At 57.8% G+C, this 23,736-nt stretch carries 23 protein-coding genes and 2 pseudogenes; 13 read left to right on the forward strand and 12 right to left on the reverse strand.

Going from position 1 to position 23,736, the window contains the following annotated elements:
- Positions 1-11: 11 nt before the first annotated feature.
- Positions 12-842: a rhomboid family intramembrane serine protease gene (locus RBB80_RS14370; protein WP_433968943.1), complete on the forward strand. Its 831-nt coding sequence runs from the start codon at positions 12-14 to the stop codon at positions 840-842.
- 163 nt (positions 843-1,005) lie between these two features.
- Here the strand turns inward: RBB80_RS14370 and RBB80_RS14375 are convergent, their stop codons facing one another.
- Both RBB80_RS14375 and RBB80_RS14380 read right to left on the reverse strand, forming a co-directional pair.
- Positions 1,006-2,862, reverse strand: a complete 1,857-nt coding sequence (locus RBB80_RS14375; protein WP_433968945.1) for a hypothetical protein — start codon at positions 2,860-2,862, stop codon at positions 1,006-1,008.
- Positions 2,784-4,421 carry a carboxypeptidase regulatory-like domain-containing protein gene (locus RBB80_RS14380; protein WP_433969673.1) on the reverse strand — a complete coding sequence of 546 codons (1,638 nt, stop codon included), beginning with the start codon at positions 4,419-4,421 and terminating at the stop codon, positions 2,784-2,786. The genes RBB80_RS14375 and RBB80_RS14380 overlap by 79 nt, the downstream gene beginning before the upstream one ends.
- Here RBB80_RS14380 and RBB80_RS14385 point away from each other — a divergent pair.
- Positions 4,344-4,775 carry a hypothetical protein gene (locus tag RBB80_RS14385; protein ID WP_433970168.1) on the forward strand — a complete coding sequence of 144 codons (432 nt, stop codon included), beginning with the start codon at positions 4,344-4,346 and terminating at the stop codon, positions 4,773-4,775. The two genes, RBB80_RS14380 and RBB80_RS14385, sit on opposite strands and share 78 nt — an antisense overlap.
- Positions 4,776-5,157: 382 nt before the next feature.
- On the opposite strand, the gene RBB80_RS14390 is transcribed toward RBB80_RS14385, so the two are convergent.
- From RBB80_RS14390 to RBB80_RS14415, 6 genes and pseudogenes are all read right to left on the reverse strand, one after another.
- Positions 5,158-5,649: a GAF domain-containing protein gene (locus RBB80_RS14390; protein ID WP_433968947.1), complete on the reverse strand. Its 492-nt coding sequence runs from the start codon at positions 5,647-5,649 to the stop codon at positions 5,158-5,160.
- Between the two features lie 21 nt (positions 5,650-5,670).
- Complete coding sequence (locus RBB80_RS14395) at positions 5,671-6,018, reverse strand: helix-turn-helix domain-containing protein (protein WP_433969674.1); 348 nt, start codon at positions 6,016-6,018, stop codon at positions 5,671-5,673.
- A gap of 287 nt (positions 6,019-6,305) precedes the next feature.
- On the reverse strand, positions 6,306-7,091 hold the full coding sequence (locus RBB80_RS14400; RefSeq protein WP_433968949.1) for a class I SAM-dependent methyltransferase: 786 nt from the start codon (positions 7,089-7,091) through the stop codon (positions 6,306-6,308).
- 68 nt (positions 7,092-7,159) lie between these two features.
- A complete protein-coding gene (locus tag RBB80_RS14405) occupies positions 7,160-8,278 on the reverse strand; it encodes a hypothetical protein (protein WP_433968950.1) in 1,119 nt (372 codons plus the stop codon).
- A 450-nt stretch (positions 8,279-8,728) separates the two neighbouring features.
- Positions 8,729-9,475, reverse strand: coding sequence for a 3-oxoacyl-[acyl-carrier-protein] reductase (fabG, locus tag RBB80_RS14410; RefSeq protein ID WP_433968951.1), 747 nt, complete (start codon positions 9,473-9,475; stop codon positions 8,729-8,731).
- 40 nt (positions 9,476-9,515) lie between these two features.
- Positions 9,516-10,288: pseudogene (locus RBB80_RS14415) on the reverse strand (YqjF family protein).
- Between the two features lie 199 nt (positions 10,289-10,487).
- On the opposite strand from RBB80_RS14415, the gene RBB80_RS14420 reads away from it, so the two are divergent.
- The 3 genes and pseudogenes from RBB80_RS14420 (at position 10,488) to recA (ending at position 13,949) form a co-directional block, all read left to right on the forward strand.
- Entirely contained in the window at positions 10,488-12,128 is a 1,641-nt protein-coding gene (locus tag RBB80_RS14420) for an FAD-dependent thymidylate synthase (RefSeq protein WP_433968952.1), read from the forward strand.
- Between the two features lie 46 nt (positions 12,129-12,174).
- Positions 12,175-12,540 carry a hypothetical protein gene (locus RBB80_RS14425; RefSeq protein WP_433968954.1) on the forward strand — a complete coding sequence of 122 codons (366 nt, stop codon included), beginning with the start codon at positions 12,175-12,177 and terminating at the stop codon, positions 12,538-12,540.
- A 344-nt stretch (positions 12,541-12,884) separates the two neighbouring features.
- Positions 12,885-13,949: pseudogene (gene recA / locus RBB80_RS14430) on the forward strand (recombinase RecA).
- Between the two features lie 561 nt (positions 13,950-14,510).
- Here the strand turns inward: recA and RBB80_RS14435 are convergent.
- Genes RBB80_RS14435 through RBB80_RS14445 form a run of 3 tightly spaced genes read right to left on the reverse strand, consistent with a single transcriptional unit; the run spans position 14,511 to position 16,231 of the window.
- On the reverse strand, positions 14,511-15,041 hold the full coding sequence (locus RBB80_RS14435; protein WP_433968956.1) for a Spy/CpxP family protein refolding chaperone: 531 nt from the start codon (positions 15,039-15,041) through the stop codon (positions 14,511-14,513).
- Positions 15,042-15,101: 60 nt separating this feature from the next.
- Entirely contained in the window at positions 15,102-15,623 is a 522-nt protein-coding gene (locus RBB80_RS14440; RefSeq protein ID WP_433968957.1) for a hypothetical protein, read from the reverse strand.
- A complete protein-coding gene (locus tag RBB80_RS14445) occupies positions 15,620-16,231 on the reverse strand; it encodes an RNA polymerase sigma factor (RefSeq protein ID WP_433968958.1) in 612 nt (203 codons plus the stop codon). The genes RBB80_RS14440 and RBB80_RS14445 overlap by 4 nt, the downstream gene beginning before the upstream one ends.
- Positions 16,232-16,359: 128 nt before the next feature.
- On the opposite strand from RBB80_RS14445, the gene coaD reads away from it, so the two are divergent.
- The 5 genes from coaD (at position 16,360) to RBB80_RS14470 (ending at position 21,509) form a co-directional block, all read left to right on the forward strand.
- On the forward strand, positions 16,360-16,854 hold the full coding sequence (gene coaD, locus RBB80_RS14450; RefSeq protein ID WP_433968960.1) for a pantetheine-phosphate adenylyltransferase: 495 nt from the start codon (positions 16,360-16,362) through the stop codon (positions 16,852-16,854).
- A 56-nt stretch (positions 16,855-16,910) separates the two neighbouring features.
- On the forward strand, positions 16,911-18,107 hold the full coding sequence (locus tag RBB80_RS14455) for a pyridoxal phosphate-dependent aminotransferase (RefSeq protein WP_433968961.1): 1,197 nt from the start codon (positions 16,911-16,913) through the stop codon (positions 18,105-18,107).
- Between the two features lie 64 nt (positions 18,108-18,171).
- Positions 18,172-19,338 carry a mannose-1-phosphate guanylyltransferase gene (locus tag RBB80_RS14460; protein WP_433968963.1) on the forward strand — a complete coding sequence of 389 codons (1,167 nt, stop codon included), beginning with the start codon at positions 18,172-18,174 and terminating at the stop codon, positions 19,336-19,338.
- A 57-nt stretch (positions 19,339-19,395) separates the two neighbouring features.
- Positions 19,396-20,847, forward strand: coding sequence for a phosphoglucomutase/phosphomannomutase family protein (locus RBB80_RS14465; protein WP_433968964.1), 1,452 nt, complete (start codon positions 19,396-19,398; stop codon positions 20,845-20,847).
- Positions 20,844-21,509 carry an HAD-IA family hydrolase gene (locus tag RBB80_RS14470; RefSeq protein ID WP_433968966.1) on the forward strand — a complete coding sequence of 222 codons (666 nt, stop codon included), beginning with the start codon at positions 20,844-20,846 and terminating at the stop codon, positions 21,507-21,509. Before RBB80_RS14465 ends, RBB80_RS14470 begins: the two co-directional genes overlap by 4 nt.
- Positions 21,510-21,861: 352 nt before the next feature.
- Here RBB80_RS14470 and RBB80_RS14475 read toward each other — a convergent pair whose 3' ends face one another.
- Positions 21,862-22,212: a hypothetical protein gene (locus RBB80_RS14475; protein ID WP_433968967.1), complete on the reverse strand. Its 351-nt coding sequence runs from the start codon at positions 22,210-22,212 to the stop codon at positions 21,862-21,864.
- Positions 22,213-22,522: 310 nt separating this feature from the next.
- Here RBB80_RS14475 and RBB80_RS14480 point away from each other — a divergent pair, with 310 nt between their 5' ends.
- The 3 genes from RBB80_RS14480 to RBB80_RS14490 all read left to right on the forward strand — a co-directional run bounded on the left by RBB80_RS14480 (position 22,523) and on the right by RBB80_RS14490 (position 23,724).
- Positions 22,523-22,849, forward strand: coding sequence for a hypothetical protein (locus tag RBB80_RS14480; protein WP_433968968.1), 327 nt, complete (start codon positions 22,523-22,525; stop codon positions 22,847-22,849).
- 286 nt (positions 22,850-23,135) lie between these two features.
- Positions 23,136-23,411: a hypothetical protein gene (locus RBB80_RS14485; RefSeq protein ID WP_433968969.1), complete on the forward strand. Its 276-nt coding sequence runs from the start codon at positions 23,136-23,138 to the stop codon at positions 23,409-23,411.
- Positions 23,412-23,514: 103 nt separating this feature from the next.
- A complete protein-coding gene (locus RBB80_RS14490; RefSeq protein WP_433968971.1) occupies positions 23,515-23,724 on the forward strand; it encodes a hypothetical protein in 210 nt (69 codons plus the stop codon).
- Positions 23,725-23,736 lie beyond the last annotated feature (12 nt).

The following is a 23,736-nucleotide window of genomic DNA, read 5'->3' on the forward strand; positions in this document are numbered from 1 at the left end:
ACTAGAACATCATGCCCTCCCCTACTCCTGAAGGCGAAGTCCTTCCGCCGCACACCGACGGGGTCCCCGCTCCGCCGATCCCCGACTATCAGCGCGAGGTCTCGCGCCCGAACTCCCGCGAACGCGGCTGGAACATCCTCGCCACGCCCGGCACTTACATTCTGCTAGGCATCAACATCGCCGTCTTCTGCTACATGATCTTTCGGGGCGTCTCGCCCAGCAGCCCGACACCCAACCAGCTGCTCTACTTCGGGGCCACGAACACAGAGTTCATTCTGCATGGCCAGTGGTATCGCCTGCTTACGGCCACCTTCGTCCACGTCGGTCTGCTCCATATTGCGACCAACATGTGGTGCCTCTGGAACCTTGGTCTGCTCGGTGAACCCCTGCTTGGCCCCTTCGGCCTGATCGCGGTCTATGTCCTTACCGGTATCGCGGGCAACATGCTTGGGTTGTGTTCCAACGTGGTCTTTCGAGACTACGGCTCGGTTGGCGCTGGAGCCTCGGGCGCGGTCTTCGGCATCGCCGGTATCCTGATCGTTCTGCTGTCGAACAAGAAGCTCCCTATCCCGGCGTTCGAGCTCAAACGCCTCCGACGCTCGGTGATTCAGTTCGCGGTGTTGAATCTGATCATCGGAATCGGCGCCAACTTTACCAGCATCGTCCGCATCGACAACCACGCTCACATAGGTGGCTTTCTCAGTGGTTTGGCGCTAGGCGTGCCTTTGGTGCCGCGCATGACCTCCGGCCGCACCCGCTACCTCGCGCGGCAGAAGCTCACCTTCGCCGCTGCCGCGTTTCTGCTCTTCCTCTTCGCGTATTTCATTACGAAACTGCGATAGTCAGCGAGTCAGCGGAAGGTGGTAATCAGCGATTAGCGGAGTTGTTGCCGATCCGCCAACCTCCCGCTGACTTGCTAACTCGCTGACTTGCTAACTCCGCCGCTGAAGTCGAAGAGCGCCGGCGAGCTGAGTTGTTGAAACGTATTGAAGGCCTCGACGTATCTCAGAACGTTAGCTTGAGGGCGAGTTGTATTAAGCGCGGATTGTTGACGGTCGAGTTCACTGAGCCGAAGAAAGGGGAGACTGTGCCCGCAGGTGGTGAATTGAAGTTGATGTCGGCGATTGGCGATCCGTATTGCGGATGATTGAACAGGTTGAAGAATTCAGCGCGGAAGTTCAAGCCGATCTCACGAGGCAAGCGAAATTGCTTGATGAGTGAGAAGTCGGAGTTGACGAAATCGGGTCCCGTGGCGGGGACGCGATTGGCATTGCCGAGCTCGCCTGCAGCCGGGACGGCGAAGCAGGAAGCATTGATCCAGCGGAACTGGCTGTGACTTGCTGCGTGGGTATCGCAGCCGGCAACCTGGTCGGGCCGGTTGAAATTGTTGCTGTTGCCGCCGGCATTAAAGGCAGCGCCCGACTGGTTATGGCTGTCGATCAGTGGAACCGGGAACCCGGAGGAGATCCTTTGAATCAGCGTGACCTGCCAGTCGCCGAGAAGCGTGTCGGTCACAGTGCCCCAGGTGCTTCCGAACGCTTTGCCTTTGCCGAATGGCAGATCATAGATGACGCTTGCGGTGAAGCTGTGATTCAGGTTGATCTGCGACAGGCCCCAGTCGAGGTTTTGCCAGTTGGGCAACGGGAAATACGGGGCGCTCAACAACGAGCCCAGGCCATCGGTCAGACCGTTGTCGTATGTGCGCGAGTACGTGTAAGCGATCAGCGCGTAAAGACCGTGCTTGGGCGCCTTGGTCTCTGCTTTGATCTGCAGCGAGTTGTAATGGGTCTTGCCCACATCGCCAAAGAGCAAGATCGCATTAAACGGAAGGTTGTACGGAGCAATGTAGGGTGCGCCGCCGGGCAGGCAGCCGAGCGTATACCCCTGTATGGTTCCGCAACCGGAGGGGCTGTTGACGTTGAGGTCGTTGCCGCTTACCAGCAGGTGGCCGCCCACCGCACCGGCATAGCCAGCGGTGAGCAGAACATCGCCCGGAAGCTGGCGTTCCACGTTGGCGTTATATTGATGAACTCTGCCGGGCTGGAAGTTGGGCGGTTGATAGTAGAACGTGCCTTGGAATGTGCTCACATTTTGCGGCGTGGGCAGAGGGGTAAAGCCGGTGGAGAGGTAGAAGGTCCCCGAAGGTTTCTGGCCGCCGTGAATAGCGCAGTATGAAGTCGCAAAGGCGCAACCCGCGCCGGCGAATTGATCAGACTCACCGAGGTTGGGCGGATTTTGCCACAGGCCCTGCGCGCCCTGGCTCCAGACCGAATCGTGATAAATGCCGAAGCCGCCGCGGAGCACTGTCTTGTCGCTGCCGAGAACCTTCCAGGCGAAGCCCAGGCGGGGTTCGTATGCGCCCCCGAACATATTGATGCCCGCCGATCGGCTCACTCCGTTCTGGCCGGCAATTAGAAGGTTTCCGGTCGAAGGAATGTAGTCCGCCATCCGGTCATGGACCTCGGTGATCGGAGTGGTGATGCCCCACGCCAGGCCCAGATTGAGGGTCAGCGAGGGGGTAATTCGCCAGTCATCCTCGACGAAGGGCCTTATGATCTTCCAGCGGCGACCGGTGACCGAGCCATTGTAGGTCTGGTCGTGGATGGCGCCTCCGCTAATCCCCATCAGCAGGTCGGCCTCGGGATTGCCGACGGCTGAACCTCCCCCGGTGAAGTTTCCGGTGACACCAGGGAGCAGGAAGCCTGCTCCAAAGGCTTCTGTGCCCACATTCATCTGATTGGCACGGAGATCGATGCCGACGTGAATATCGTGTTTGCCGCGGATCAGGTCGAGATCGTCTTTGAAGGAATAGATATTGGTTCCACCCTGAAAGGGGAGTAGCCGCGATCGCCGAGTGACCAATAGCCGCTGGTGGGCAGGACGGAAACCACACCTTGACTGTAGGAGTTTGCGGAGGTAGGGGTGCCGCTGGCCGAGCAGCCGAGATTGGCATTGGGAATGCCCAGGAGGGCCGATCCGCAGGAGAAGTTACCCTGCGAGGCAATGTAGTTGAAGATGCGGTCGTACCCGAAGGTGGCCTGGTTGAGCGTAGTGGCCGCAAACACGTGGCTCCAGCCGACGCCGACATTGCGTGCGTGGTTGATCAGGTTTTCATTGCTGCCGAAGGCATTGGCTTCGGCAAGGTCGGGCGCGCCGCCGGGCGCAAAAGTGAACGCCTGGTCGTAGCTGAAGCGGCCGAACATGTTGTCCTTGGCCGTGAGCGTCTCGTCCAGTCGAACATCGAATTTGGTTTCGTTCAGGACGCGGACGGGCTCGTTGACATAGTTGTAGCCATTGCCGGAAACATTGGGCGCAGGATAGATATTGATCAGTCCCTGACCGGCGCTGTTGATCAGGTTTGAAGGAATCTTGTTGCAGTTCTGCCCCGGTGCCTGGCTGCCGTCGGGGTTCGCGGGGATCGGATTGTTGGAGGCGTCGCACTGGAAGTAAGGGTTGGCTGAGCCGGCCATATTCGGGTTAGAGATGACGGGATTGAAACTGCCGTCGGGGTTTGTAGAAATATTCTTGCCGAAGGGGTCGGCCGTGAAGTCGCCGGTGTGCATGGCCAGTGCAGGAACCAGACCGGTGAAGGTGATTCCTTGACGCTGGTACTTCTGCTCGCCATCCACGAAGAAGAACAGTTTGTTGTGGAGGATGGGCCCTCCGATCGAGCCGCCAAATTGGTTTAGATTGAACTTCGGAGTTGTAGTGTCAAAGTCGCCTTTCGCGTCGAAAGCGGTGTTGCGGACGAACTCGAAGAGAGATCCGTGGAAGTTATTGGTACCAGACTTGGTTGTCACCAGCACGGTGGGGCCGGCGCGGGAGCCGTATTCCGCGGAATAGGTGAAGGTGAGCACCTTGAATTCCGCGATATCGTCGATTGAAGAAAACACGCCAATTCCGCCCGCCGTCAGTTCGTTATTGTCGACTCCATCGAGGAGCCAATCGGAGCTGTTGGGACGGGAACCGCCAACCGACAGAGAGAACGGACCGCGCGCGGCCACCTCGCTGTCGGCGCTGGAGTTGAAAAAGCTGCCGGGGTTGGTCTCTGCCGTAGCGCCTGCGGTGAGCGTGGCGAGTTGGACGAAGTCGCGACCGTTCAAGGGAAGCTGCGACACCTGCTGCGAGGTAATGACCTGGCCGAGAGAAGGGTTCGTGGTCTCGGCAGTTACGGCGTCACCGGAGACCGTCACGGTAGAGACTACGGTTGCAGGAGCGATGGAAAAATCGAGTTCGCGGGCTTCGTCAACCTGCAGGTGGAGATCTTTGGCTTCTGTGCTTTGAAAGCCGGTGAAGTCGACGCGCACGGTGTAAATCTCGACAGGGAGCAAAGGAACCAGATAGTGCCCGGCGCTGTCCGTCTTGGCTTCGCGAGTCAGGCCGGTGCCTTGGGCGGTGACCGTGACCGTAGCCCCCGATATGGCCGATCCGGATTTATCACGGACATTCCCGGAAAAACTACCGCTCGCCTGGCCGTACATTGCCGGACAGATGGCAAACAAGAGAGCGAAGGCAACAACAAAAAAGAGGCTCTGGAAGAAATCCTATTCGTCAAACCTTCTGCAAAGTTTCGACATTCTGCGCTCATGATCATGCGTCTCATCACCAACCCCTTTCAATTACTTCGGCTAAAGGCGGTTCTTGCTTGTGGAAGAAGATTGCAGCTTATAGAGCAGTGCACTACTCAGGCAACGAAATTCAGCGAAGAACTGAACGAATTTGAAATACGCCGTTCTGCTCCTCGCAGACAACGAAAAGTTTGTGGTTCGACGTGAACCAAACTGAGATCAAAGCCCGCGTAACGCGATGATTTTACGAACTTTAAAAAAATGGAGGTAGGACTAACGTACCGAGAAAATTTCGGATGTCAATTTAAAACGACACAGCGTCGGGTCTGAGCTTCACTACGTTCCTCCGATCCCCGTCTCAAGACGGGTCGGGACACTGAATTTGCTGAAAACTGGATGAACGGTTCTCAGCGCTACATTTCGCAGCGGACTGAAGGTAACGTCTGCATCCTCTCATTCCTGGGATACAGTGCATACGTTCAGCGAAAGTGTGGAGTTCGCAAGAATCGCGGATTTTTTACCGAATGCAGTACGCCAGACTGGAAGCGAGCAAGACGAACTCGCTCTCGGCAATCAGGAATACAGGGCCCTATCGCAGCCCGGCCTTCGTTTGTCCCTGGCCCCAAAACTCTTCGAGCACGCGGGCGCACTCTTCCAGCAGCGCCTGAGCGTCTGCATCGAACGCATTCAGGTGTTCGCTCTCCACATCCAGTGTGCCGATGACTCGATCGCCGTGGCCGTGGCCAAGAACCGGAACGATGATCTCCGCGCGCGTGCTGTCAAACGTGGTCATGTAGCCCGAATCATCGGCTACATTTCCAGCGTTGACCGTTCTTATTCCAGCAATCGCTCTCGCGGTGAGCCCTTGCGTAATAGGAAACGCAGGGTGCGACGGCGCGGAGTACCCACTCCATGCGATATTCACTACCAGTCCGCGTTGGAAGTCCACATCATAGATCCCCACCCAACGCCAGGATCCTTCCCTCCGAATTGCATCCGCGATTCGTTTTGCTCTGGTTGCGCGATCTGATTTTTCAGCAGTGATGTCTCTGAGCTTATGAAGAAGTTCGCTATCCGGCACCAGTCAACCCTCCGGTTTGTCTTAGCTGAGTGTCGTCTGAGCGAACTTTCTCACCATCGCCAACAACAGTCTTCGGTCGCTCTCCGACAGGTGAGCCGAGTACCGTTGCACCTGCGTTAAGAACCGAATCTCTTCTTCGCCCAGGTTCAGCCCCGACATCTCTTTGGCCATCGTCTCTTCGGCAAAGAACTCCGACAGCTGCAGGTCCAGCGCCCGCGCAATCTTCTGCAGCGTCTCAAGCGACGGCACCGTGTGCCCGTTCTCCACCCGCGAGAGATAACAGCGCAACAGCCCGGTCCGCTTCTCGATGTCGCCCTGCGACATGCCTTTTTGCAGCCGATATCCGCGAATCGTAGAACCGATATTCATCGAGATGGAAAGAGCCTCAATCGACTCGTTCGCCAGATCAACAGGTATAGTTTGCATGTCAGCCATTAGCCACAAAGTAAACAGCCGCAACGAGTTGGTCAATGCCTATCTTGGGGATCAGGGCTATTCGGAACCACCCCAGGTTCATCGAGAGCCAGTTACCGGCCAAACCCTGAAGCCTTACTTGAACTCTGCGTGAGTTTGGAACCGCCCAAGGCATTACAGGATCAGTTACTAGCCCTGAAGTAACCTGTCCTCTCAGCGCATGGGTCCTGCGGAGGGGTCAGTCACACTCCCACCCACCGGTACACGCTGCATAGATCCTCCGGCGAGGCAACGTGGTCCGCCGCCGTATCCTCCTCCGACATCTTTACCGTGCCGGTCCACAGAAGTTTGAAGCCCGCATGAGCCTCCAGCAACTCTCCAGCCTCGGGGTTGAAGTAGATGACGTCCAGCACTCCCGGGCTGTCCGCAAATTCAGTCTCCAGCTGCTCGATCAGCCGCTTCACCACCGGAGCTGCGAACGGATTGAAGAGATAAAGCAGGCAAGGTCCATCCGGAAACGAAAATTCAGTGGCGTCCTGACAGAGAATCTGCACCGGGCATACCGCTCGGCCGGCGCCGATCCACGCGGCCAGGTTCGACTCGGCAGTCTTGGCCAGCGCTGCGTTCAGCTCTACACCAATCACCTGCCGAAACGAAAACTCCGAGGCCATCATCACCGCGCGACCCTTCCCACACCCAAGATCGATGAAGCTGTACTGGGAGATCGCGGCGTGTCCGGAGTCGGAGATCCAATCTTCGAGCACTCGCCGAAACCGCGAAGGAGCCATGCCGTAGTACGCGGTATTGAACACATCGTTTTTATGGCCCGAGCGCAAGTCCCCACCGCCGATCAGCCCGCTCGTATCGACGCCGTAGCGTTGATCGAACGGATGGAGCATCGGCTTCTCTACACCCACGGTGCTGTTCTGTGGTTGCAGACGTCCCAGCGCGGTCCGCATCGTTCCCGCCAGCCCGCGCTGAGCCAACGACCATCGCAGCTTCGACCATGCTGTGCTGAGTCTCGTCATTGGATATCGTGTCTGCGTCAGAGTCTCTGCGAACGAAGTCCCGCCGGCTTCATCCCCTGAGCAGAAGCTTAGTGCAACTCCCAACGCAACGCAGGATCAACCAGCGTCTGCAGAAGAAAGTTCTTTCTTGGCGGTGACCAGTGGGCCACCCGGCGCAGCAGCGAGACAAACAGCGACCGCTTCGCCACCACGATATCGACCGCCTTCTCGGAGATGAACGCATGCCGCATCGAGTGCGGCGTCCCACCTTCGAAGAACAGCCTGTCCGTCGCGATCTCGATCTCGTGCTCGATCAGGTACGCCCGAATCACCGTTCCTACCGAGTACCTCTCGAGTCCTCCGCGATTCATCTGCCAGTCGATCTCCGACACGCCATGATGTCTCCTGCCGCCCAGCAGGCTGATCCACTGGCCGTCGGGAGTCTTCACGCCAACGCAAAATAACCCGTCCAGCGCCTTCATCGTGCTGTATCGCCTCTCGAGTACGGCCTCGGAGACAGGATGCGTCGAGGCCAGGTTCAATTCGATCAGTTGCGCTTTGTCCAGCATCTTCTTCACGTCGCCTTCAAAGATGCACCCGAGCTCTGCTTCGGCCTTGCGGCGGTAGTACCTCAGGTTTCGGCGTGTGTGTTTGCCCATGGCGGACAGGGTCTCATCGATCGTCTTCTCCAGCACGATGGTGGCCCCAACCTCGCGTGTCTGCGTGGTCCACAAGCGTTTTTTATCCCCGGCAATCGAGCCGTCAAAGCACTCCGACCACGTCTCATCGCCCTCGCCCGCATAACTAAGCATGACAACCTGCGCGCCGTTCGTCATCAGGTAGCGGCCTACGCTGGCCGAGATCTTTGTCCGCTCCGCAGGCAGTGCAATCACAGCTCTGCTCCCGTTGAAGTCACTCGTGGTGAAGACGCGCGACGGCATCCCCAGCACCTTGTACTCATAAACCAGTACCGCGCCCTTCAGGTCTTCTGCCCGCAGTGCGGCAAGGTCGAGATCCCGCTTTCCTATCAGCACCAGGTAGGGAATCTTCTTGAGATTGTCAGTTCCGGTTAGGAAGTACTCGAGGTAGTCCATCGCCCCGGTCTGTTTGCACAGCGCGCTCAAACGAACCAGGACAGGCTGAATACGCAGAATCGCGGCCCGTCCGCGCAGAACGAAAAAGTGCGCGGCGTCCAAATCATTGCCCAATAAGTCCTTCGCTTCATGTCTGGTCGACAGCATAGTTACGTAGTGAACCGAAGATCGCTGAAACTGTAGAGGACGTTAGTCTTTGCGGTGCGGTAGACCTTGGTCTGTTCGTGTGATGCGTCTTGCCGGTTCTATGGCCAGCTTGCCTATAAAAAATTAGGAACAGCTTCCGGCAAATGAGTGAGGCAGAGGCTGATATGCACACGCCAAATCAAACAGATGGATCTTTCCTGCTTCAACAACCGCTGTTGTGATTCGAAATCTGGTCTCTCAACTCCTACCCATATTGTCTATGGGAGGCAACCCGAAATGTCTCCCACGGGCGCAAAAGATCGACATCGAGATTCAAAAAATCGAATCATAAATCGAATGCTAGAAAGACATTACAGCAAGTGGCGGACGAAACTGAGATTAAAGTTTCCTCTGCACAGTGGTAACCCATAGAGCCTGTTACCCCATGTGCATCCCGCCGTTGACGTCCAACGTGTGCCCGGTAATGTAGCCGGCCTCCTCCGATGCAAGAAACGCAACAGCATAGGCGACCTCGACGTCGGTTCCAACTCGGCCCAGCGGAATGAACTGCGCATTCATTGCCTTCTGCTCCACGGTCAGGACTTCCGTCATGGCTGTCTCGATGAATCCCGGAGCCACCGCATTCACCGTGATCGTCCGGCTCGCCAGCTCTCGGGCCAGCGACTTGGTCAGCCCGATCAACCCCGCCTTCGAGGCCGCGTAGTTCGCCTGTCCCGCCTGTCCCGTCTGCCCCACCACCGAGGTGACGTTGATGATCCGCCCCCAGCGGCTCTTCACCATCTGCGACATGACCGCCTGGGTCATCAGGAAAGCCCCGGTCAGGTTCGTCGTCAGCACATCGTCCCAGTCCTTCCGCTTCATCCGCAGAGCCAGGATGTCGCGTGTGATCCCGGCATTGTTGACCAGAATATTCACCGCGCCAAAGTGGGCAATCACTGCCTTAGCGCACTCTTTGATCGACTCTTCGCTCGAAACATCCAGCGCAAACGCATGCGCCTTTCCACCGGCAGCCGCAATCTCCGCAGCCACGTCGCCCAGCTTTTCGAGATTTCTTGCCGCCAGCGCCACTGTCGCTCCCGCCCGCGCCAGCTCCAGCGCACAGGCGCGCCCGATCCCCTGCGAAGCTCCAGTCACCAACGCAACACGACTTGCCGAAATGCTCATAACTCTCCTTGAATCAAACCCCACCATTATACGAACCCGTTCAGCGGATTCTGCGACCGTCTTCCCGCAACGACCAGATATAAACATTCAGCTCCCGCGCAAAGTGCAGCACCGGCGCCCGATCCGGCGGTGTAATTCCATGCGCCGCGGGCAGTTCATTCACGCGAATCTCTGCCTCGGCCCGCTCCAGCGGCCAGGGAAGATGATGAATATGCCCCACCAGCACCCTCCCATTGTGCGGCGTAAACAGGCAGTAGCGCTCTGTCAAAAAGTGTTCCAGCGTGCCGTCGACACTCGGCCCCGCGATCTTATGCAGCCCGCGATAGCTCGCTTCAAACCTGACGCTGCGCGTAGTCAGCAGCCGTTTGCTCTTGTACTTGATCGTTCCATCTTCAGCGGTCTCACGTTGCATGTTGGCCAGAAAATACGGCAGGTGGAACAGCGTTCGCGCACCCAGAACAGCCAGCGCACTTGCCGCATCGAGCGAGAAAAATAAACCCCGCGCAGTCCAGTGGTGCGCGACCGCACATACGTTCGTAGATTCAACTCACAAAACGAAGCCGTGCCGGGCACGGTGACGCATCCCTTGCCGACCGCCCGCGTCCGCACCTGGTCCATCCAGAACGGCACCACGCCAACCCACGCCCATCCGTCGAAGCTGTCGACCTCCAGCCCCGCCGGCAGCAACCGCGCCATCGCGTCCACCGCAATCGGCCAGTGCGCGAACAGCAGGTCGTTCCATCTCTGCGCCATGCGCCATCGACCGGCCGGCAATGCATACGGTCGATGCTCCACAGCGTTCAAAACATCCATAATCTCAGCATAGTCGTCGCGGAATCACCCTTCGGAAAACCAGCTTCACAGGATCAAGTATCCTGAGCATCACCATGCCAGCGAACCAGAAGACAGACACCCAGACCTCCCCGCCAACGCCCCCGCCGCCCATCCACCGGCCAGCGAGACCGACGTCTACGCGATCCACGGCGCCGACCCAGAAGTTCTCGCCTACGCCATGGCCAAGTACTCCCGCTCCGCTCTCACCATGAAGGAGTCTCTCGCCGAGATCAGCTCCCAGCGCGCCGAGCAGTTTCTCAACACCTTCTACTTCGCCTACGGCCATCGCTCCATCGCCGACCTCGCCCACATCCCCTTCGCCATCGAGCGTCTCAGCCTCCTCGCCGCCATCGAACTCGTCGACGAGACCCGCTGGGACGGCCAGGAGCGCTCCACCCGCTACCAGAACTTCCGTCTATCCGGCTGGTTCACCCCCGCGCTGGCTGCCGAAACACCCACCTTCACCGCCGTCGTCGAGCGCCTCTTCGCCGCCTACGACAAGATCGGCGCCGGCATGCTCACCGCGCTCAAGACTGCCATCCAGCAGCCCGAATCCATGAAGCCCGACGCCTACGATCGCACCCTCAAGGCCCGAGCCTTCGACGTCGCCCGCTACCTCCTCCCGCTCGCAACCAACACCTCGCTCGGTCAGATCGTCAACGCCCGCACCCTCGAAACCCAGGTCTCGCGCCTGCTCACCAGCGACTTCGCCGAGATCCGCCAGCTCGGCGAAAAGCTACGCAACGCCGCCTCCGAGCCCGCATGGAACGTTCAGCACGCAGCCGGCGAGATTCTCTGCGAAGAGATCGGTTCCCTCGACGCCAACTGCGGCCAGCGCATCCACGAAGCCTTCCTGCGTCCTGTAAAAGCCGCGCCCACGCTGGTCAAATACGCCACACCCAACGTCTACCTCAAAGAAACCCGCAGCGAACTCGCCCACGCCGCCAAGCTCCTCATGGGCAGCCAGCCCATCGCCCCCGCGCCCGTAGTCGATCTCCTCGACGGCGACGAGCCCCTCGAGATCGAACTCGCCACCTCGCTCCTCTACCCGCACTGCCACTATCCCTACCGCCAGCTTCGCCATCAGGTCGCGGCTCTCAGCGCCAACCAGCGCGGCGAGATCGTCTCCCTCGGCACCAAGCATCGCGGCCGCCACGACGAGCTCCTCCGCAGCTTCTCCTCCGGTCACAGCCTCCGCTTCGACATTCTCATGGACATCGGCGGCTTCCGCGACATGCACCGACATCGCCGCTGCGTCCAGCTCCTTCAGTCCTACACTGACCTCCACGGCTACGACGAGCCCATCTGCCCCGGCCAGCCCACTCTCGCCGAAGCCGGCCTCGAAACTCTCTACAGCGAAACCCTCGCCGCCACCTACGCCACCTACCGCACCCTCCGCGACAGCAACGTCCCCGAGGCCGCGCAATCCGCGCAGTATCTCCTCCCACTCGCTACCCGTTGCCGCTCTCTGTTCAAGATGGACTTCGCCGAAGCCCTCTACATCTCCGAACTCCGCTCAGGCGTCGCCGGCCACTTCAGCTACCGCCGCGTCGCCTGGGAGATGTACAAGGCCGTCGCCAAAAACACCCGTCACTCGCTCAATACTTCCGCATCGAAGACGTCAACGAGCCAGTCGACCTGCTGCGGAGATAACCGCTCCTTCCCGGCTAATAGGCGCGGAAGAGGCGCCCCTCAAGCGCACATAACTGCCCTGTGTGGCAGCTTGAACGGCACCCAACTTCACCTCTTGCCGCGCTTACAGCCGGATCCCGTATCGTGGAAGACACCGCTGGGGTCATTGACATTGCCACCAAGATAGGGTTCCCTCAAACGTGGAACTGAAACGGAGAGAACTTAATTTGAAGATGAAATGGCTTTTTGCTGCTGTCACCACAGTCACCCTTACAATGCCCGTGTTTGGTCAGATCGGCATCTACATCGGCAGAACACCTCCGCCGATGCGTTACGAAGTACGCCCACCGATGCCCGGAGACGGGTATGCCTGGGTCGATGGCTACTGGGGAGCCAACGACGGTCGCTACGTCTGGGTTCCCGGCCGCTGGGACCGTCCACCCTATGCCGGCGCCTACTGGAGCCATCCGCACTACGACCACTATCAGGAAGGCTGGCGCATGCATGAAGGCCACTGGGATCACGACGATCATGGCGATCATCACGATCACGACCATCATGACCACGACGACCGTCATGACCACGACGACCGTCACTAGCACATAACGAAATAGGTCCTGCCGGACGGGCGCCCTGCGCGGGCGGCGGTCACTTCGTGACGGGTATACCGGTCTAAGGCAAGATGAGCCGTATAGCTCCTCCCGTTGGTCGGAACCATTCATCGCCGACCAACGGGAGGCCCAGCGCCCTTCACTCACCGCAAAAAAGGTATACAAGTCACGAAGTGACCGCCCCACGCGCAGTGGGCCCGTCCGGCAGGACCAGGTCTTTCAGAATCACCTCTAAGTTGTATTCGCCTTTTATTTGCTTTTCCCGTTTTGAATGCTAGAATCCCAAATTGAAACATCAACCTCCCTCTCACCCCCTCCAGGAGAGAAATATCGTGGCAGATGACCGCAGCAAGGCAATAGAACTGGCCCTTTCCGGGCTGGAAAAGCAGTTTGGCAAGGGTTCCATCATGCGGCTCGGCTCGAAAGACGTCGTGCCCATCTCGGTCATCTCTACCGGTTCCATCTCCTTCGACGCAGCCCTCGGCGTGGGCGGCGTCCCCGCGGACGCGTCATCGAAATCTTCGGTCCTGAATCCTCGGGTAAGACCACCATCACCCTCCAGATCATCGCCGAGGCACAAAAGCCGGTGGCCTCGCAGCCTTCGTCGACGCCGAACACGCCCTCGACCCCGCGTATGCTGCAAAGCTCGGCGTAGACATCGACAACCTCCTCGTCTCGCAGCCCGACTACGGCGAACAGGCCCTCGAGATCGTCGAAGCCCTCGTCCGCTCCAACGCCATCGACGTCCTCGTGGTCGACTCGGTCGCCGCGCTCGTCCCCAAGGCCGAACTTGACGGCGAGATGGGCGACTCCCACATGGGCCTACAGGCACGTTTGATGAGTCAGGCACTCCGGAAACTCACCGGAACCGTCTCAAAATCGCGTACCTGCCTGATCTTCATCAACCAGATCCGCGAGAAGATCGGCGTCATGTTCGGCAACCCCGAAACCACCACCGGCGGCAAGGCGCTCAAGTTCTACTCGTCCGTTCGTATCGACATCCGCCGCATCGGCGCAGTCAAGGATGGTGACTCGGTCGTCGGCTCCCGCACGAAGGTCAAGATCGTCAAGAACAAGGTCGCTGCACCCTTCCGCGACGCCGAGTTCGACATCCTATACGGCGAAGGCATCTCCCGCGAGGGCGACGTCCTCGATCTCGCCGTCCTGCACAACATCGTCGACAAGAGCGGAGCCTGGTACAGCTATCAGGGCGAGCGCATCGGCCAGGGCCGCGAAAACGTTCGCACATTCATGAAGGACAATAAAGACGTCTTCGCCCGCGTCGACGCCGAACTTCGCAAGAAGCTCGGCATCTCCGGCGTAGCCTCAGCCGACGTCCCCCGGTTCCCGCCGATGGCCCCGTCCAGGCAAAGGAAGCCGTCCGAGCCAAAAAGTAATCGTCATCACTGCAGGGAGTACCAGAGAAGCGTCGGCATCAGAATTGCCGGCGCTTCTTTGCCGTTGCCTGTCCTTCTCGCTTGCAATTGCCGTCGCCTGTTCTTTGCACTTGCAATTGCTGTTGCCTGTCCTTTGCGCTTGCAATTGCCGTTGCCTGTCCTTTTGTTGTCATTCCGCAGCGCAGCGGAGGAATCTGCGGTTGTCTGTCCCCGGGATTCGCCCCGGCGCGCAAACTGCGGCGATTTCCGCTGTCAAGCCCCTATCGGAGCTAAATCTATGGAAACAAGCAACATAGACGTGGCGCATGAGTTACGTCGAACAATCTATATTGGAATCAGATCAAAAAAGCCCCGGCTAATCCCGGGGCTTTTTCCTTTCAGAAACACAGAAACTTCCGTAACTCCTTTGCCTGCAGGAATCTGCAGGCAACTCATTTGGAATGAAGGTTTTACCGATTACGCCCATGCTCTAAGCTAATGAAAACAAACGACTTATACGCAGGTAATATAGGGGGTGCCCCTGGAAAACGAGGGAACCAAAGCTGGCAAGGTAGCCCTTTACTACATCCCCTCGCCGCCGCCCGGGCCACCTGGAGGTGGTCCCTGGCCATCGGGAGCCCGACCCGGTCCTTCCGGCCCACCCTGCATCCTCATGTGTCGGCGCTCGCGCCCTTCGGCCTGCAGCTTGGTCCACTGGTCCGGTGTCAGCACGTTGCGAATTGCCAGCAGCATCTTGGCGTTCGCCTTTTCCAGCTCCGCGCGGGCCTGGGCCGTCTGGTCAATCTGCGCCAGGATCCTGTTCGTATCCGGAGGATTCGCCGCCAGCATCGGCTCCATCAAAACCTCCTGCTTCTCGACGTTGGCCCTCAAGTCGATCAGCTGTAGCTTGCTCTGCTGCAGGATGTCATCCATCTTCTTCTGCTGATCCGGCGTAAGCGTCAGCTTCTGGATCAGGTCAGGATTGTGCCACCAGATCCCTGGAGGCGCGATACGAAAGCCCCCGCGCATCCCCGGTCCCCCACCCCATCCGCCGCGGTCCCGATCCATCCCGCCACCCGGCTGAGGTGGCGAACCCGCAGGTGGCTGCGCCATCAAAAAGCTCCGGAGAGAGTCGCGAATAAAACAATCGAAAGTACAGGTTTCAGGCGCATGTCAGTTCGTCCTTTGATCTGAAGTGGAGGTTACAGAAGTTGTTCCATCGGTCGGATCAGCCAGCGGCTCCATCGGAGAAGGCACATCGGCAGAGACCTTCTGGTCGATGTCTGCCAGCAAAGCCTCGTCCGACTCCGCCGCCTGCGAAGACGCCGCAGCGGCCCTCGCCGCCGCGGCGCGAGCGGCAGACTGCTGTTGGTGCAAGGTGATCGGGAAAAGGGCAGCGACGAAGACTACAACCGCTGCAGCCCAGTAAAGCGGCTGGGAGAACACGTTGTGCGGAGGCGCAATGGAGGAACGCCGCGCATAGCTATGCGCGAACTGCTGCCGCGAATAGGAGACCGACGCATCGCGGAAGTGAGAGAGCGAATCCCGCAGGCTCTTCAGCTCCGCGGAGCAGATGAGACAGGCCTGAAGGTGCTGCTCGATAACATTGGTGTTGCGATCGACGCCAAAGGACGGAAGGGACGAGTCAGCGAGGAGAACGTCGCAGAGTTGCTCGTGAGTGAGGTGGAGGTTCATAGAGAGTCCTTGAGAGAAGCGTTGTGACGGGCCCGAATGGCTGCGAGGGCGCGGTAAAGATGCGTCTTGACGGTGCTGATTGGCAAACCCGTAATGCTGGCGATCTCAGAGAGTTCAAGCTCTTCGAGGAATCGAAGAAGGAAGATGCTGCGCTGGCGATCCGAGAGCTCTGCGACGCTCTCCCAAACTAAGGTCATCTGCTCGCTGGCAATCAGGCGCGACTCAAGCGAACTGTCGCGATGCGGAACGTGCGACGAGATGTCGGATACATCAATGGCTGTATCCGAGACCCGCTTCCAGAACCGAAAACGGTCGGTGCGGGTATGATCGCGTACCAGGTTCAGCGCAATCCGCATCAGCCAGGTCAGGATCGAGCAGTCGCCGCGGAAGCTGCTGCGCGCCGACCAGGCTCGAACGAAGGTGTCCTGGGTCAATGTCTGCGCCACATCGCGGTCCCGGATCGAGACCAGATGGAACCTGAAGATCCGCTGCTCGTACGTAGCAACGATCGAGTCCATATCGTCAAGCGGTGTGGCCGAAGCCTGCGGTGCGATGTTCGTCTGCCGCGTGATAGTGAGACTGTCGGTGCTAAGAGCTTGTGATGGCATTAGGGAACCGTATTCAGGCTGCTGCCGCACTGTTTTGGCTATTGGGAGAGACGCTCGAGGGCACACGCAAGACTACAGGAATGTGTGGATTTATTTTTTACCGAGAAAGCGCGGTATGCTGCTCATGCATGCATACGGTAAAAGCGATTTACCCAGGGACCTTCGATCCGCTGACCAACGGGCACCTCGACCTGATCGCCCGCGGGTCGAAGATCGTGGATGAATTGGTCGTTGCGATTCTTCGCAACTCCGAAAAGGGGACGCCTCTCTTCACTGTTCCGGAGCGCGAAGAGATGATTGCCGAGGCGACCCGCAGCTTTGGCAATGTCTCGGTAACTACGTTCGACGGTCTTCTGGTCGACTTTGCCCGGCAACAGGGTGCTAAAGCGGTCCTCCGAGGCATTCGGGCTATCAGCGACTACGAGTACGAGTTCCAGATGGCAATGATGAACCGCAAGCTCGATCCAGAGCTCGAAACCCTCTTCATGATGCCGGCGGAAAAGTACACGTATGTCAGTTCGAGACTGATAAAAGGAGTCTTCCAGCTAGGTGGTGATGTTACGGCACTTGTGCCGCCCCTCGTCGTCGAGCGGCTCAAGGCCAAGGTCCCGAACCGGCTCTGAAGGCCTGAGAAGACTTGCTCCTTTATCTCGATGGCCAAATCTGCCACACTAGAGGCATGACCACAGCGACAGCGACGAAGATATTCGCGGACCGCATCGGCCGCATCGAAGTTTCCGCAACCATGGCGATCACAGCGGCAGCGCTGAAGCTCAAGTCTGAAGGCGTGAACCTCGCTGACTTCGGTGCGGGTGAACCTCATTTCTCCACTCCTCGCCACATCAAGGACGCGGCCATCGAGGCGATCGAGAAGAACTTTACCCGCTATACGAATGTCGCGGGTATTCCCGAGGTTCGTAAGGCGATCGTAGATCGTCACGCCTGCGACTTCGGCTCGAACTACACGCCCGACGAATGCGTCTTCACAACCGGTGGAAAGCTGGCGCTTTTCAATACGATTCAGGTTCTGGTCGACCACGGGGATGAAGTTATTCTTCCTGTTCCCTATTGGGTCTCTTTCAAGGACATCATTCAGTACGCCGGCGGCAAAGTCGTTTTGGTCGAGAGCAAAGAGGAAGAGAACTTCCGCATCACCGCGAAGATGATCGAGGCAGCGCTTACGCCGAAGACCAAGGCGATCATTCTGAATACTCCGTCGAATCCTTCCGGCGCTGTGGTCGCTCCCGAGGATCTCGAGGCTATTGTTCGCCTGGCTCACAAGCATAACATTTACGTTCTGCTCGACGAGTGCTACGTCTACCTGACGTTTACCGGCGAGGTCGTGAGCGGCGGGTCGTTCACGGACTGCAAGGAGCACATCGTTGTGCTTGGTTCGCTGTCTAAGACTTACGCGATGACAGGTTGGAGAGCTGGTTTTGCACTTGGGCCGAAACCGATTATCGCGGCGATGAGCAAGCTACAGTCACAGAGCACTTCAAATACCGCGAGCATGGTGCAGCGAGCTTCGATTGCAGCACTGACGGGATCGCAGGAGTGCGTGACGGAGATGCGCGCCGACTACATCAAGCTGCGCGATCAAACTCTGGCAGGATTCAAGACTATTCCGAAGCTGACCTGCACTGTGCCGCAGGGAGCTTTTTACGTGTATCCCAATGTCAGCAAGTTCATTGGCAAGGGTGGTATCAAGTCGACATCGGATCTGGCTGCGAAGCTGCTGAGTGAGGCTCACGTTGTGGTTGTTCCGGGTGAAGCTTTTGGGACTTCGGAGCATATCCGACTTTCGTATGCTGTATCGCACGATGTTGTGGATGAAGGCGTAAAGCGAATGCGGGATTACTTCGCAACGTTGAGTTAGCTGTTGATCTTGCGTCTGGACCGCGCTGCTTTACGGTGCGGCCTTTTCACTAAGACGGAGGCTTATGCCCATTGAAGGCGGTAAGACGGAGCAGAAGTTCGCTCCGGTGATTCTTGCAGGCGGCAGCGGAACACGGTTCTGGCCTCGAAGCCGGAAGGCGCGGGCGAAGCAGGTGCTGGCTCTGGATGGAGAGCGCACTATGATTCAGCAGACGGTTGAGCGTTTGGCTCCGCTGGTGGATCCTGCTGAAGTTTGGGTGATTACGAACAGCCTGCTGGATGATCTGATCGCCGAGCAACTTCCCGAAGTTCCCCGCAAACATATCCTTAGCGAACCTGCGGCTAGAAATACTGCGCCTGCGTGTGCGCTTGCTGCGTTCTTGCTGGAACAGAGCTATCCGGAGACGGTGATTGGCATCTTTCCGTCGGATCATGTGGTGAAGAATGGAGCGAGATTCGCAGAGGTGATTCGGGCTGGCATCGCGCTTGCTGCGAGTGGGGAGAAGATTGTCGTTCTTGGTGTTCCTCCTACGCGGGCTGAGACTGGTTATGGCTACATCGAGTTGGGTGAGGTTGTAGATCCTTCGAAGGTGCCTCAATCCGGAGTTGCGGTTCGGCGTGTGAAGCGATTTACGGAGAAGCCTGACGCAGAGGTTGCCGAGCAGTTCGTTGCCTCGGGGAACTATGCTTGGAACGGAGGAATCTTCCTCTGGAGTGCGCGAACTCTGGCGAATGCGATTCGCGAGCACTGTCCTGCAATGGCTCCTTTGCTGGAGCGGATTGCTGCGGCTTATCGAACTTCGAAGGAGGAGTTCGACCGCGTGTTTGCGGAGGTCTATCCGTTGTGCGACAACATCAGCATCGACTATGCGGTGCTTGAGCCGCGCTCGGCTAAGGGCGAAGCGTGCGCTGAGATCTACAGTCTTCCTGGCGACTTCGAGTGGAACGATCTGGGCTGCTGGTCGGCGCTGCATGAGCATGCGTCTGGTTGTCCGCCGGAGAGTGTCTCGGTGGCGAATGTCTTCGAGGGCGAAGATCCGCTTTGCATCTCGATCGACTCGAGCGGGAACTACATTCATGCTCCAGGTAAAGTGATTGCGCTGGTTGGTGTGACGAATCTTGTTGTGGTTCAGACGAAAGATGCGTTGCTGATTACGACTCGTGAACGATCGCAGGATGTTGGCAAAGTCGTTGCAGAGTTGAAGAGTGCTGGACGAGAAGATCTCATCTAATGGTTTTCATTCGTCATCTTGTCGTGCGTTAATTTATTCAGGAAAATTGAACAAACTATGGCTGAGACGGTTGTAAAGTTTGGCACGGATGGATGGCGGGGCATCATCGCGGACGATTTTACGTATGCGAATGTACGGGTCGCGGCCGCTGCGATTGCGAACTACGTTTTAGCGAAGGAAGATGCGGCTGCCGGGGTGTGTATTGCTTACGATACGCGATTCGGTTCGTACTCCTTCGCGAAGGTTGTTGCCGAAGTGCTCACCGGGGCGGGCATTCCAGTGGCTATGGCCGCGGAGATTACGCCGACTCCTGCGCTCTCGTACGCGGTGCGTGAGCGGAAGGCTGCGGGCGGCGTGATGATTACCTCGAGCCATAATCCGGCTGAGTGGAATGGCGTGAAGTACAAGGCCAGTTACGGCGGCTCGGGGAAGCCTTCGATTATGTCTGCGATCGAGAGCTATCTGGACAAACCACTGGCGAAGGCCGCGAAACCTGCGCCGATTGAGACGGTCGACTTCAACACGGATTACGTTGCTGCGATTGCGCGCTTTGTCGATCTCGATGCGATTCGTTCCTCCGGATACAGGTTTTTGGTTGATTGCATGTATGGCGCGGGCCGCGGAGTTGTTGCGGGGATCTTTGCCAAGGCAGGCATTCCGTTTGTCGAGATTCGAAATGAGATCAATCCTGCGTTTCCGGGGATCAATCCTGAGCCGATTCTGCCGCACATCAAGGCTTCGCAGGCTGCTGTGGTTGCGGAGAAGTGCGATGCGGGTCTGATCACGGATGGGGATGCGGACCGCATTGGTGCGGTGGACGAGCATGGCAACGTGGTCGATGCGCACAAGATCTTCGCGGTGCTGCTGAAGTGGCTGCTGGAGCGGAAGAAATGGCCGGGCGATGTGACTCGCGCGTTCAACACGACGAAGATGCTGGACCGCATCTGCGCGAAGTATGGGCGGCGGCTGCATGAGCATGGGATCGGGTTCAAGTATGTGTGCGACTTGATGCTCGAGCAGGAGATTCTGATCGGCGGCGAGGAGTCGGGTGGCATTGGCATCAGCCGGCACCTGCCGGAGCGGGATGGCATGCTGAACTCGCTTCTGCTGGCCAATGTGATGGCCGATGAGAAGAAGACGCTTGGCCAGCTTGTTGCTGCGTTGCAGGAGGAGTTCGGCGAGCACCAGTATGGACGAATCGATATGCACATCGATGAGGAGTTGAAGCAGTCTGCGATTGCAAGGGCGAAGGCTCTGAAGGACTCGGTGGGAACGGCGGACTTTGCGGGGTTGAAGGTGCTTCGGGTCGAGACGCTGGACGGGATCAAGTTCTTTCTGGAGAATCCTGACTGTGTTGGCAGACCGAACGCTGCGGAGACGTGGGTTTTGCTTCGGGCTTCGGGAACTGAGCCTTTGCTGCGGGTGTACTGCGAGAGCTGCTCGGTGGAGTCGGTGGAGCGGGTGCTGGCGGCGGCGAAGAACTTTGTGCTGCAGGGACGTGGCGCTTGAGCGCAGAGGTCTGCGTGAAGGCGAAGGGCATTCTGTTCGATATGGATGGGGTGCTGGTCAGCTCGATTGGGTCGGTGGTGCGTTGCTGGCGGCAGTGGGCGGAGCACTATGAGGTTCCCAACGCGGAGATCTACGAGGTGCCGCATGGGGTGCGGGCTATCGAGACTGTGAGGGCGCTGCGCCCGGATATCGATGCGGAGGAGGGGCTCCGGTACATCGAGGACCTGGAGATGAATGATGTGGCGGACCTGGTGGTGTTGCCGGGGGCGAAGGCTCTGCTGGAGGGTCTTCCGGCGGAGCGGTGGGCAATTGTGACCTCGGCAACCAGGAGACTTTTGCTGGTTCGGCTGAAGGCGGCGGGACTGCCGATCCCGGAGCGGATTATCAGCGCGGACATGGTGGAGCGGGGCAAGCCTGACCCGGAGCCGTACCGGCGTGGCGCGGAGCTGTTGAGACTGAAGCCGGAGGAGTGTCTGGTGGTGGAAGATGCGCCTTCGGGTGTGGGTGCCGGGCTGGATGCTGGATGCCCTGTGCTGGGTGTGGTGGGGACCCATACCGCCGAAGAGCTGGAAGAAGCGCAGTGGATTGTGGGGTCGCTTGAGGGCGTGAAGGTGACGGTGGGCGCAGAGGGACTGGAGGTTCGATTCGCTCCCCTGGTCTGAGTCGGAAGATGCCGGCTCGATGGGTGATGGGTTCCCTTCGTTGACACGTGAACTCCTTTCCTGGCTGAAGGGGTACCCCCTCCCCCATTACCCTGTCTAAAATGCTTCGTATCAGCTACTTAGAACAACTGCTCGTTGTAAATTATTCATTGCAAATGGTTTAAAGCTAAATATGTCCAGTCAAAGGACTTAGTGACAATCGTCGACTTGAGACGCAAAAGCCCCGGGGTCGCCGGGGCTTTTTCCTAGTCTGAATCAAGTATAGCGAATTGGGTAGAACTCATACGCCACGCGTAAAACGTTGATTATTAGAGGTTTATCGCTTTTCGGGGCTTGACAAGGTTTTCTGCGGCTACCAGCGGATGGTGGGGGTGAAGATGTAGTGGGTTTCGAGAAACGACGCGAGGGGGAAGAGGAGGAGCATGATGGCGGTGGCCCAATAGAAGAGCTGCAGGGGGAGGGTGGCGGAGAGGGATGGGTGGGGGTGGGGTTCGGCTTCGCGGAAGATGAAGGCGCCGATGAGGGAGATGCCGGCGGCGAGGGCGAGGAGGAGGAGGGAGTCGAGGATGCGGTCGCGGATGGCCTGGTGGGGCTGGAGGAGGAGTTGGGGGTCTTCCAGAGTGAAGAAGACTGTGTGGAAGACCGCGAAGAGGGAGAGGAGGCAGAGGAGAAGAGCTACGGGTTTGGCTAGTTCGAGCAACATCTGCGGCTCCGCGCGTGGAGGTTTAGTTTATAGCTTTCCGTGATTCTTGTCAGATTGAAGAATAAAGATGACAGCAGATTCTCCGTTGCATTGCGGATGACGATAAAGAACAGTCTACGGAGACAAAAAATGACAGCAGATCCCTTCGGGGATGACAACAAAAAAGGCAAATGCAACTGCAGGAGAAGAGAGACAAAGGCAACTGCAAAAGCGAAATACGGGGGTCTCTCCACTGCGCTGTTCACGATGAGACTGTGAACAGCTTCGGTCGAGATGACGTTCTTTATTATTGGCTTGGAAGAGAACAAAGATGACAGCAGATCCCTTCGGGATGACAACAAAAAAGACAAAGGCAACTGCAAAAGAAGAGAGACAAAGGCAACTGCAAAAGCGAAATACGGGGTCTCTCCACTGCGCTGTTCACGATGAGGCTGTGAACAGCTTCGGTCGAGATGACGTTCCTTATTATTGGCTTGGAAAGAGAACAAAGATGACAGCAGATCCCTTCGGGGATGACAACAAAAAAGACAAAGGCAACTGCAAAAGAAGAGAGACAAAGGCAACTGCAGGAGAAGAGAGACAGAGGCAACTGCAAAAGCGAAATACGGGGGTCTCTCCACTGCGCTGTTCACGATGAGACTGTGAACAGCTTCGGTCGAGATGACGTTTTTATTATTGGCTTGGAAGAGGACAAAGATGACAGCAGATCCCCTTCGGGTGACAACAAAAAAGACAAAGACAACTGCAAAGAAGAAAGGCAAAAGGTAACTGCAAGAGAAGAGAGACAAAGGCAACTGCAAAAGCGAAATACGGGGGTCTCTCCACTGCGCTGTTCACGATGAGACGGTGAACAGCTTCGGTCGGGATGACGTTTTTATTATTGGCTTGGAAGAGAACAAAGATGACAGCAGATCTCCTTCGGGATGACAACAAAAAAGACAAGACAACTGCAGGAGAAGAGAGACAAAGGCAACTGCAGGAGAAGAGAGACAAAGGCAACCGCAGGAGAAGAGAGACAAAGGCAACTGCAAAAGCGAAATGCGGGGGTCTCTCCACGCGCTGTTCACGATGAGGCTGTGAACAGCTTCGGTCGAGATGACGTTCTTTATTATTGGCTTGGAAAGAGAACAAAGATGACAGCAAATCCCTTCGGGATGACAACAAAAAAGACAAAGGCAACTGCAAAAGAACAGAGATAAAGGCAACTGCAAGAGAAGAGAGACAAAGGCAACTGCAAAAGCGAAATACGGGGGTCTCTCCACTGCGCTGTTCACGATGAGACTGTGAACAGCTTCGGTCGAGATGACGTTTTTTATGGGAGCGATGTTAGCGGAGGAGGGCTTCGACGCGCTGGAGGTCCTCTTCGGTGTCGACTCCGATGGTGTCGAATTCGGTGGGCTCGACGTGGATGGGGATGTTGTTTTCGAGGAAGCGGAGTTGTTCGAGGCGTTCGGTTTGTTCGAGAAGGCTGGGGGGAGGGTGGGGAAGCGCTCGAGGGTGGCTTTGCGGTAGGCGTAGAGGCCG

This window comes from Tunturiibacter gelidiferens (genome assembly GCF_051013345.1).
GTDB classification, from domain to species: domain Bacteria; phylum Acidobacteriota; class Terriglobia; order Terriglobales; family Acidobacteriaceae; genus Edaphobacter; species Edaphobacter gelidiferens_A.